This window comes from Bacteroidia bacterium (genome assembly GCA_033391075.1).
In the GTDB taxonomy this organism is placed as follows: Bacteria; Bacteroidota; Bacteroidia; order J057; family J057; genus JAWPMV01.
Map to the genome: position 1 here is coordinate 26,704 of JAWPMV010000005.1, position 11,424 is coordinate 38,127.

Genomic DNA, 11,424 nt, shown 5'->3' on the forward strand with positions numbered 1-11,424 from the left:
TTCCTCTATCCCGAATGTATCAATGTTTTTTCAGGATTAAAAATAGTCAATTTGAATCCTGTATTTCTGGCAGGGGAAAAATATGACTAGTCAAAATAAATCTATGCTTCTTCTACTGCTTTATAGCCTGGCTAAAGGATCCGAGATAAATGAGCTGAATAAACTGTATATTGCTTCTCAGGCAAACATAGCTTTGAAACGCATTTCCAAAAGCATTATAAGTCTCCTGCTCTTCTTATTTCTTGCCCAATTATCCTGGGGAGCCCATACTTCTTTTGTCTTTTCCTATCTGGAGGACAAGGAAGGAATCTACAGCCTTGAGGAAATTGCAGGAGGGGATTTCGCAGACAAATTTCAGCAAAGCCAAATGCATGCGCATGGTTTTGGTATCATAGCTTCACATTTTTGGATTAAGCTGGAGTTTGAGCAAAGTGAAGCTTTTACCGAAGAACACTACCTGATCCTTGAAAACCAATTGCTGGATAAGATTGAGGTCTTTGTTGAAAGAAAGGAGAATTATGAGTCAATAGGTAGGGCAGGGGCCAAGGTTCCCCATAAAGATTGGGCCATATCCAGCAATGTGCCTGTTTTTGAACTTCTCCCTACAGATCTTTCTTCAGCTATTTACCTCCGGATTTCTGTTTCTACCTTATCCAATTTGCCTATAAGGCTATTAGGGGCCAGGGAGTATTTTGAAGCAGAAGGGAAAGATCATACCCTCATGGGTATTTTCTTTGGAATTCTCTGCCTTTTCCTGCTGTACAATAGCCTGATATATGTTCGATTTCGTGCACGAATTTTCCTGTTCTACATTCCGTTTATTCTCCTGGTATTTCTATGCTGCACGATTTTTAGTGGATATGCTTATCGTTTCTTTTGGCCGAGCTTCCCAGCATTCAACTATATCGCTCCTGAATTTGCCACGAGCCTGATCACAACGGTCGCTGTACTCCTGGCTGCCTTCGTGCTTCGTGTGGAAGAGCTTTTTCCCCGATTAAAACATACTTTCCGCATACTAGCTATCCTTCCGACCCTCCTGTTGGGGATCAGTTTCTTTTTGCCGAAACCACTTACAGTCAGATTGTTTAATTCGGTCCCTCAATTGATCATGATTTTTCTGGTTGTGCTTAGTTTTTTTTCCTGGAGAAAGGGAAATCGAGCAGCTCTCTTCTTTTTTCTGGGATGGATCAGTCTCTTTTTCGGAGTGCTTATTTTCATATTGAAGGATTTCGGCTTACTCCCCTTTACTTTTATTACAGAACATATCATCCTGTTAAGCATACTCATTGATATCCTCATGTTTTCTATTGCTATGGGAGAAATTGTCAGTCAAAGCTTTGCAAAAAGACAGGAATCTGCCCTTAAACTAAAGCAATTGTCTCTGGAAGTAGAATTTCTGAAAAAGCAAGTTCAGTTGCATGGGAATACCGATGTAGAATTACCCCTTGAGCGGATCAATCTTTACCTGGAAGATGCCTTGAGCAATAGGGAGATGGAAGTTTTGGAATTACTTATTTCCGGCAAAAAGAACAAAGAAATATCCGAAGCCCTTTTCATTTCGGAGAATACCATCAAAAAGCATGTCTCTTCCATTTACCGAAAACTTGAAGTAAAGAATCGCGCCCAACTCAGTACCAAAGCGATTACCCTTGCAAATCATAAAAAGTAGGCCCCAAAAAAGGTCTTTTCCTGCATTTTCTGTCCGATTTGAGTAAAAACTACCCGAACGGGTAATTGACAAAGCGCCTCCTGATTGCAAGCTTTGTTCAAGCGACAAATAGCCATCCATTCTGTATATCCATCATGAATCCAGTGAAACCTTCATTGCAGGACCTTGCTCTTTATGCCCTCACTTTTCTGAAACATCTGCTTCTTTTGATCCTGCTTGGGGGCAGCTTTTCTCTGCAGAGCATGGCTCAACTTAATGGAAATTATAGCATAAATCCGGCTCTTCCAGCAGGGCCCACAAATTACCCTTCCTTTGCACTTGCATTCCAGGCCTTGGCAAATCAGGGAATCAATGCTCCGGTACATTTTGAGGTAAGTCCGGGCACCTATAATGAACAGCTTAGCATAGGTCCTGTCACTGGGGCCAGCGAAACCGATCAGATCCGTTTCTATTCAGCAAGTGGCAATGCCACAGACGTAATAATCGAATATGCTTCTATCCTCACTGGCATTAATTATGTCTTACAGCTGGATGGAGCGGATTTTCTCATCTTCGAGAATCTGAGTTTCCGAGCCCTAAGCAATAGTTTTGCTCGTTTATTGGAGTTGGACAATGGAGCGGATAAGAATTCTTTTCTCAATTGTCGATTTCTGGGCCAGATTCCTCCCGGAAATTCAAGCAGCAGTGATTATGCTTTGGTCTATTGTCGCGAATTTTCTAACAGTAATAGTTCGGATGCTAACCTTTTTCAGGGCAATCTCTTTCAGGATGGAAGTTGGGGAATGTATTGTCGAAATGACGGAGGCTCAGATAAAATCAGAAACTTTCAGCTGATCGATAATCAGTTTCTTAATCAGAACTGGACAGCTCTTTACTTCTATCAAACAGAGGGAAATGTGATCCGGGGAAATGAGATTCGCTCCAGTGCCATTTCTAATGGGATGTTTTTGCGGGGACAAAATGAGGAAGACTGGTTGATCCAGAAAAATCTCCTGGTGCTCAGCAATCCCAGCCGTTTAGTTTATGGCTTGAATTTAGGTATAGGAAAGCTCGGTTTTCGTACAGAAGTCAGCAACAACCTCATCAACATTGATAATAGTTCAGGTTCAGCTGGAGCAAGGGGAATATCAATAGCTTTTTGCCGGGATATGGACATCCTGTATAATACCGTCCAGGTCAGTTCAGGAAGCATCCTTCCTTCCAATTCCCAGGCTGTGCATGAGAATACAAGTTCTAGCAGTAGTTGGGGGCCGGTCCACTTTCAGAATAATATCTTTTCCAATCTGAGTAATGGCTATGTCTATAGTTTTAGATTGAATCCTTCTGCAGGATTAGGAGTCATGAACCACAACATCTACCATACTCAGGGTACGCATTTGTCCGATTGGGCGGGTACACCTCTGGCAGATATCGCTGCTTTACGTAGCAATACGAGCAAGGATGCCCAATCTGTGGAGCGGAATCCCCAACTTATTGCTGTTGATGGAGAATTACTGGTCGATGCCAGTGTCTTTACACAGCCAGATTTTGCTGCAAGTCCTATTGCTTCTGTGAGTGATGATTATTTCGGAGATCCGCGTGATGCGAACATCCCAAGAAAAGGGGCTTCGGAAAGAAATGCTTTGGGCAATATTTTTCCGGTCGAATGGCTCTATGTTGAGGCAGAGCAAAAGGGAAATGAAGTGCTTATTTACTGGGCAACAGCACTAGAACTCAACCATGACTATTTCACGATTCAAAGAAGTAATACATCCCTCATATGGCAGGATCTGGCTAGGGTTTCTCGGCCCGTTTCGGAAGGACAGGTCCGTGCCTATGAGTGGACAGATCCTAGACCCCTTTTAGGAAATGCTGTTTATCGCATAGCACAAAAAGACATAGATGGGAGCCTCAGGTACTCCAAAGGAGTTGAAATATCTTTCCAGGCAGAAGTAGATATGCGGTTTTACCCGAATCCTGTGGAAAGGAAGCTCAGACTTTCTATGAGTCCAGAGATAAGGCAGATCACTCTCAGGGATATAAGTGGGAAGCTATTGTGGAAAAAAGACCTTTCCTCTTCAGATGATCTCGTCCTCGATCTGGCAAAGCTCAATGCTGGAGTTTATCTCCTAAGTGGGCTCAATCAAAATGGCCAAAGACTTCTTACGAAAAAACTAATCCGAAATTAGTTATCCAGCATTTACCTGATCCATTTTATAGATCTTCATGCTGGCAATCTTTCCTTTACTCACCGTACGATAAGCCATAATATGCGCACTCTGGGCATGTTTGGCCAGATGAGCAGCACTCTCCCAATTTTCGTAAAAAATGAAATGATTTTCATCCTCCTGATCCTGGTGGAGATCATAATTGATACATCCCTCCTCTGCTCGTGTAGGTTCGAGGAGTTTGATCATTTCGGCTTTGAGTTCATTTGCAAAGCCTTCTTTTACATAGCATTCGGCAACAACGGATAGCATATCTTTATTTTTTTCAAAACTAGGCTTTTTCTGCATTTCCTCGATGATTTCCAGGCGCTTTCTATTGTTGATAGAGAATAGATTTTTGCATAAATCCGTAAATCTCAGAGCTGATGTCAACAATAATATGGGTTTACCTAAACCGCAACACCTGGCATAGAGACAATTCGGCTGTATCCTTATTTCCATTAGCTGCTGATTATAAATCCTTTAGGCTAAAGCTGGCCCATCTATTAGCTTGAGTTTGAAAGCCGAATCCCTTGTTTCCCCTTTACAATCCAAAATTGCCAGCTATGATTCTTATAACCTTCATTATTTTCCTCATACAAAATTTGAATCGCCCTATCGAGCGCTTTAAGAGTCAGCTTATTAAAACCAATCCCAATCCTTTCCCTTCATTCTTCAATCAAGTACGAGAAAATGGTTCGGAGGTCATCCTGAGGTATTGGGATGAAGAAGTAAAGGCTTATTACAATTTAGGCCTGGAAGAAATTCAGGTCGGACCCAATCGATTGAGAGGAGTTTTGAAACATCTTCCGGAAGTTTTCTGGGGGGCAGTTGTAATCTATGTCTTTGATCCTGTGAAAATGGGTCCTGTTAAACTGGATTATCAGCAAATCGAATATGTTGATCACTTTTTTGAGCAATAGAAACTAAGACTTATTTCATCTTCTACTCGTCCATATATTATGATTGCCTACTACTACCGAACCATAAGCTATTGTCTGCTGCTTTTTTCCATGCTGATTAGCTCTTCATGTAGTTCAACTTACTATCGTGAAATCCTGCATACTCGAGATTTTTCACATAAAGATTGGAAGCAACATCTACAAGAGAGTATAGCGGATGCAAGCATAATTATAGTTAAGGATCAGAACCTTCTTCTTTCTCACTATGGGACTTCTGGCTTATACCGTTTAGGTAATATAAGTTTTGAAGAGGAAGGACTAAAAGGAGTCCTTCTTTCAGCTCCACCTTATATGCATGGAAGCCTTCCGGAAAGGAATCGTATTTCGGCTTATTCAATACCAACCAGGGAACGAGATTTAGTATTCAACAGTCTTCGAATCCACTTGAATGTCGAACTATCGGGAGATGAAGAGATAATTTTATACCGAAATATGATTCTGACGGAATCCTTTGATCGACAAGGTTCTTCCTATAGTGGATTTCGGCGGACAGGCGATACAAATAAGAATACTGCTGCCTCTTTGATTAGCCTACTGCTTTTTATACTTCTATTTTAACTCACAGCCCTTATTTTCATGAAAAATTACAAGCACTTATCTCTGTGGATTGCAAGTACAATTTTACTGCTATGTACTTCCTGTAGCTCCACCTATTACCCTGAGGGTAAAAATAGAGATCATTCTTATGATTGTGAGTGTCAGTGGAGATCCTATATCAGGTCTTATGCCAGTCAGACTGCCAATATTGTTGTAGCTGGCCCTTCCAAAATGGAATCGGGTGTTATGAGCCGGACCATCTATTTAATAGATGATTATACATTTGAGGAGAAAGGCTTAAAAATTCAGCTAAAAACAGCTCCTCATTACTATCGGACTTTTGTTGAGGAGGGTAAAAAACTTGATCATCGTAATTTCAATCTGGCTGCTTACAAGACAGAGCTAATCAATACCATGTATATAGATATAGAAAAAGAAGTCGGTAGAGATCGGACGTATATTTTCTATGACGAAATTGATTCAATAGATCGGATTGAAAAAGTGGAAAAAAATGGACTTAAAGTTTTCAAAATTGTAGGACTTACGGTAGTAGGTACCTTGGCTAGCTTAATTGCTATTTTGGCTTTATCTGATTTTTGAAAGAGAAATTTGTCGATTAAAGGAGATTCGAAAAGACCAGTTTATCCTGGATGAGACCTATTTCCTTCTGAATTTTCGAAATTCCCTTAATTTGTCAGCTGTCTCCCTTACCAATCTTTGAACTGCTAATCCATGGGAAAGATCTGGTAGAAAGCTATCTGTCCGATTTCCAGTAAGGAACATGTAATGGGCATGCACCATAGACCTTAACCATCCTGTAGGAACATGTTTAGAAGGAAAGCTGCTTATGGGTTCATAACGGCTGCTGACAATTTTTTTGCTCCATTCGCCGCTTTCTTCGAGATAATATTCAAAGTAGTCGGCCTCATGCGTGGAAAATTTCAGGGTTCCCTTTTCTCCATACAGCTCAAAAGCGATCAAATCACCCGTTCCGGAACTGATCCGACTGGCTGACATATGCCCCACGGCTCCTGTCTTCGGTTCATACAAGGAAAGGCTGCTAAAGAGATCTGAATCTTCCGGAACATCTTCAAAATTACCTGCCTGGAAAGCACTCTGAATTTGAAGGTTTTCTCCGAGAAAGGCACAGAGCAAACTGATGCCATGTGAACCTAAATCTGCCATAGCGCCTCCATCCGGGGCGGGTGTCAATCGAGTTCTTCTTTTGTCGCGATAGGCTTGCTGGAGGTAATCTCCATGATAATATTTCAAGTCAAAATGCAAGGCTTTCCCCAGTACACCTGATTTCCAGAAATTCAGGGCTTCTCGAATAGATGAAATCTGCAGGTATTGAAAGCCGATCTGGATGCTCGTGGAAGCAGGAATGCTTCCAAGCAATTCTCCAAGGGCTTTTTCCTCTTCATGGGAGCCACAAACCGGCTTTTCCAAGTATATTTTATCTACCTGAGGCATACTAAGAGCCACTTGCAAATGCTCAAAATGAACCTTATTAGGTCCCAGAATATAGACCGTATTAATCTGAGAATTCCTGGCGAAGTTTTGCAAATCCTCTGCCTTTTCAAATGAATATCTCCGGGCAAAAGCCTCTCGACTCTCGGCCCTGCTTGAACATACCGAACTCAATTCGACTTTTGGAAGACTTTCATAATAAAAGGGAAGGGCTGTGAGCGCATATACATGGGCCTTTGCTATGCCTCCTGAACCAATAAATCCGACAGATACTTTTTCCATAATGCTGGTGAATTTAGGGATAAATCCACTCAGCAAAAAAGAGCCATTAATCAAGGTTCACAATAGGATAGAAAATTCCTTTTCACAAGGGCAGGATTTTCGATGATCTTGAAAAAATCTGCGAGATATCGCTGGATGTAAAAGCTGCTTTTTGCATCCAGATGCTCGAAGTCTGCGACTACTGCCATAAAATCATTCTCTTTGGCTTTGAATTCCTCCAGAAGTTGATACAATTCCGGATCTGACTGACATACTCCCATATAAAGTCTTTGGGTGACAGAACTGAGACCTAATTTGTCATGAGGGATTGCATAGCTGGCATTTACGAGTCCTGCATAGTCAAAGTCATAAGGAACGGCATAAACTCTTCTGTCTACCGCCGGATTGCTTTGTAGCACTTTGATGTTGTGAGTGTTCTCAACTTTCCAATCGGTATTGCCTATCGCATATTGGAAAAGGGCGACTTTCGCCATATAGTTTTGCTCAACCAGTTTTTTGCTAAATCTGGCAGGCTCTATTTCATGGCTGTCAATCCTGTCTGCCAATTTATCTACATGCTCTATTAGAAAACCATAGACCTGCATAGGTTTTCTTTTGTCCTGGCTATCGGTCAAGTTTAGCTCAACCAAACGTACTTTGAAGCTGATATCAGAAACCAGATTGAATAGTTTGTATGCTAAATACTCTTTATAGACATACTGCTGGAAAACCTTGCTATTTCGGCAAGGAACTACAAGTTTCAGCGTAGTTTGCCCTAAAAAACCGGTTTCTTTAGATTTTTCGTCTTTAAAATTCAGTTTTAGTGGGGGTAAGCTACAGTAACTTTTTCGGGAGTTTCCTCTGGCCCGAATGCGGATACTTTCTTCTATTAGATCTCCGTTCTCAAGGGTTAAATAGAGAGAAGCGGGTACATAAAGTTCTTTGTATTTCCCTTTCAGTAATTGCTTGATATCAAAATCAAGATGAATTTTTAATACTTCATCCGAAGCAAAGAGATCATAGGTCTCAGGCTTTGCAGTAAGGGATAAAAATGACTGGAGAATAAAGGCTATACAAATAATACCTTTCACATAAAGACGTTCCATGTCCTTGAATTTGAATGATTACAAACACGGAGGGATAGTCTTATTGAAATCGGAGCCACTTATTTGTACGCCTGTGAGATATTTAGGTTCAAATATTGGCCGTATTGTCAAAGATTTTACATTAAGTTAATCTAGAGACCCTGCAAATAGATGATAAATTCTGTTCCAATTCCTACTTCACTTTCTACCTGAATAAAGCCTCCCAATGCCTCTATCTGATTTTTGGTGATAAAAAGCCCTATGCCTTTGGCTTGTGGATGCTCATGGAAGGTTTTGAACATTCCAAAAACTTTCTCTTTATGGAGCTTGAGGTCTATTCCTAGACCATTGTCTTTGACAGAAAGTACAGGCTTCCCATTGTCAAAATAGGTTCTCAATTTAATGTGAGGGTTTCTGTCGGGATGTCTGTATTTAATGGCATTCGAGATAAGATTTTGAAAAATACTGTCCAGGTATGCCGGCACATAGTTGATATGGTTCCAATCATTGAAATCAGTCTCAATTATGCATCCTGTTTGGGTGATATCCATGCTCAGGATATCAAGGGTTCTATTTAATACTCGATTTATTCCGAGGTATTCTTTTTGTTGGCTGATTTCAGTTTGTATTTCTACCACTTTACTGAGATGATCAATCGTCTCTTTCAAACGGCTGAATGTCGTCTTGCCCATATCGAGAATTTTATCCAATTCACTTTTCTCGGAAGTTCGTTCGTATAATTCAATCAAGAGGGTGAAATTACTGATATGAGATCTAAGGTTATGTGATACGATGTAGGCAAAATTGGAGAAGCGTTTGTTCTGTTCGCTAATGATCTCGATGGACTTATTTAAAGAATTCTCCCTCCTTTTTTGCTCCTCTATATCCTGAAAAATTCCGCGAAGGGCTGTTACTTCTCCCTCATCATTTTTGATGGGTTTGCCTATTGCCCTAACCCATCGTTCTTGATTCTTTTTGGTTAAGATTTTCAATTCGAGATCATATTCCTTGCCTTCATTTATAGCTTTTTCAACGGCATCAGAAATGAGAGCCCGATATTCTTCCACATAAAAATCAAAGGCCTCTTCAAGATTAAGTTTATAGCTGGGTTCGACTTCATGAATTCTATAAACTTCCTCGGACCAAATGGGGGTCATTTTGTCTAAACATATTTCCCATCCTCCAACCCGAGCCATTTTGGCTGTTTGATTCAGAAGGAATTCCTGTTTCTCTACCTCCAATTGAGCCATTTTACGATCATTGATATCTCGGAGGGAACCTGCCACTCTTAAGGCATTTCCTTCATCATCTCTGATACTTTGGCCAGAGGTCTCCATCCATTTATACTCCCCATTACCCGTCAAGAGCCGAAGTTCTACTTTATAATCTTTTTGATGGTATAAATGGTCGTGAAACTTTTTTTCCATATAGGCCCGATCACTGGGATGAACCAGACTTTTGAAATGGGCATAGGAAGGATGAATTTCTCCGGGCTCATAATCCAGCAGTTTGAAAAAATTGGAAGACCACCATTCTCTGCCTGTTCGGAGATCATGGCTCCAAATCCCGGCATCAATTCCTCGCACAATCAGGTTGAAATCTTCGACTGCTCTACGCTTTTCCATTTCATGGATGCGCATATCCGTGATGTTTCTGAAGGTACAATATATCTGCTGATTCTGTCTGTCAGGTACTGCATTCCATTGGAAATAAACATAATCCTCATTTTTCTTTCGAAAGCGACTGACAAAATCCATGGAATTTTCCTGCATGTCGATGAGACGATGTACTTCAATAAGCGTCTTTTCCTGATCTTCCGGGTGGATAAAATTCAAAAAAGAGCTAGATAACAATTCTTCTTCTGAATATCCTAATGTATCTGTAAAAGCCGGATTAATGATTTTTAAAAAGCCATCAAAACCAGCAACACAAAGAGGATCGAGGGAATGTTGAAAGAGCCTAAGGATATGCAGTTGCTCCTCTCCAGAAATTACAGTTAATTCTTGTAAGGAGCTATTTGTCAGGATATTCATAGACAAAGAGGGCTTTCGGGATGAATACCCATATTTATGAATAGTACTGCCAATTTTCCTGCGAATTTCGGCCTTTCCTTAAGGAAGGTAAGATTTGCAGGGAAGCTGTAAATTTTATGCGGGAATAGTGCAGGCGTTTTGCAAGCTTCCAGGCCAAATAAGAATTTGGCTTTCTAAAGTAAAGAAGATATATACTTTTCTATATCAAGGAGAAGCTCTCACTCATGGCTTTATAGGTAGCAGCAAGTGCATCATCATTTTCCATGTCCCATAATACCTTATTAAAAGGCTCAGCCCTGACGGGGCCATCATATCCCAACTGTGTTAAGGCTTGTAAAAAGGATTTGAGGTCAATCTCTCCGGAGGCACCTGGTAGTTCCCGTTTTCCATCTATTTGATCATCTGCTGAAATACCAGCTCTTGCATCATTGAGGTCTACAGCCACTATGTCTTTATTCTCAAGACTCAGGATATCTGCTGCACTTTCCCCTGCACAAAACCAGTGAAAACTATCCAGAATAAAGCCCAAATTGTCTTCATCCACTGCTTCTATGAGCTCTTTCAACTCTGCCATAGTTCGGATAAAGGAATATTTATCCCGACTCATAAGGGTTTTGGGACCAACATACTCCAAGCCAAATCTGATACCGTGATGACCCAGGATGTTGCTAATCTCTTTGATCCTTTTCTGGTGCAGCTCAAAATTTGCTCTATAGGTTCTATCAGCCTGGGTAGGCATGATCCAGGTATTCATTCTGCTAGCTCCGACTTCCTCCATAGCTTTTGCTGCCTTGGGTAAAGCCTTCAGTCCTTGCTGATAAGTGGCCTCATCTTTACGGAAATCTAAGGGGAGTCCTGCAGATCCCCAACTGATGCTTTTCGCTTTCATTTTATCTACCAACTCATCTGTCTGCCGGGCATCCATAGAAAGGAGGTCTTTGGTATTGCAGGTCATGGCCTCGAAGCCGTATTTTATGGCATAATCGAGGACTTCCAATTGATTGCCTGAGACCCCAATCGAGCCAGCATTGAGAGACATTTTAAACTTTCTGTCTGAGGAGGAAGAAAATAAGGATGCGGGAGCAATTCCAATTCCTAGCATAGCAGTAGTTTGGGTGGCGATAAATTTCCTGCGGTTAAGCATAGTTTCTTAAATAATTTGAGCTAATATCGAATAAATCGAGCAAGTTTACTAACTTGATTTCCCTCTTAAAACCTCAA

General features: G+C 40.9%; 10 protein-coding genes. 5 read left to right on the top strand and 5 right to left on the bottom strand.

Translation table 11 applies throughout. The annotated features are described in order from the left end of the window. Positions 1 to 103 precede the first annotated feature (103 nt). Both R8P61_35710 and R8P61_35715 read left to right on the top strand, forming a co-directional pair. On the top strand, positions 104 to 1,669 hold the full coding sequence (locus tag R8P61_35710; protein MDW3652479.1) for a 7TM diverse intracellular signaling domain-containing protein: 1,566 nt from the start codon (positions 104 to 106) through the stop codon (positions 1,667 to 1,669). A 134-nt stretch (positions 1,670 to 1,803) separates the two neighbouring features. After that, on the top strand, positions 1,804 to 3,837 hold the full coding sequence (locus R8P61_35715; protein ID MDW3652480.1) for a T9SS type A sorting domain-containing protein: 2,034 nt from the start codon (positions 1,804 to 1,806) through the stop codon (positions 3,835 to 3,837). Here R8P61_35715 and R8P61_35720 read toward each other — a convergent pair whose 3' ends face one another. After that, positions 3,838 to 4,128 carry a putative quinol monooxygenase gene (locus R8P61_35720; GenBank protein MDW3652481.1) on the bottom strand — a complete coding sequence of 97 codons (291 nt, stop codon included), beginning with the start codon at positions 4,126 to 4,128 and terminating at the stop codon, positions 3,838 to 3,840. Between the two features lie 293 nt (positions 4,129 to 4,421). Between R8P61_35720 and R8P61_35725 the strand changes: the two genes are divergently transcribed. Genes R8P61_35725 through R8P61_35735 form a run of 3 tightly spaced genes read left to right on the top strand, consistent with a single transcriptional unit; the run spans position 4,422 to position 5,954 of the window. Next, positions 4,422 to 4,778, top strand: coding sequence for a hypothetical protein (locus tag R8P61_35725; GenBank protein ID MDW3652482.1), 357 nt, complete (start codon positions 4,422 to 4,424; stop codon positions 4,776 to 4,778). 39 nt (positions 4,779 to 4,817) lie between these two features. After that, on the top strand, positions 4,818 to 5,375 hold the full coding sequence (locus R8P61_35730; GenBank protein ID MDW3652483.1) for a hypothetical protein: 558 nt from the start codon (positions 4,818 to 4,820) through the stop codon (positions 5,373 to 5,375). Positions 5,376 to 5,393: 18 nt separating this feature from the next. Beyond that, on the top strand, positions 5,394 to 5,954 hold the full coding sequence (locus tag R8P61_35735; GenBank protein MDW3652484.1) for a hypothetical protein: 561 nt from the start codon (positions 5,394 to 5,396) through the stop codon (positions 5,952 to 5,954). A gap of 57 nt (positions 5,955 to 6,011) precedes the next feature. Here the strand turns inward: R8P61_35735 and R8P61_35740 are convergent, their stop codons facing one another. The 4 genes from R8P61_35740 to R8P61_35755 form a co-directional block, all read right to left on the bottom strand. Further along, positions 6,012 to 7,106, bottom strand: coding sequence for a Gfo/Idh/MocA family oxidoreductase (locus R8P61_35740; GenBank protein MDW3652485.1), 1,095 nt, complete (start codon positions 7,104 to 7,106; stop codon positions 6,012 to 6,014). 50 nt (positions 7,107 to 7,156) lie between these two features. Further along, positions 7,157 to 8,191, bottom strand: coding sequence for a hypothetical protein (locus R8P61_35745; GenBank protein ID MDW3652486.1), 1,035 nt, complete (start codon positions 8,189 to 8,191; stop codon positions 7,157 to 7,159). 131 nt (positions 8,192 to 8,322) lie between these two features. Next, on the bottom strand, positions 8,323 to 10,203 hold the full coding sequence (locus tag R8P61_35750) for a PAS domain-containing protein (protein MDW3652487.1): 1,881 nt from the start codon (positions 10,201 to 10,203) through the stop codon (positions 8,323 to 8,325). Between the two features lie 199 nt (positions 10,204 to 10,402). Beyond that, entirely contained in the window at positions 10,403 to 11,347 is a 945-nt protein-coding gene (locus tag R8P61_35755) for a sugar phosphate isomerase/epimerase family protein (protein MDW3652488.1), read from the bottom strand. Positions 11,348 to 11,424 lie beyond the last annotated feature (77 nt).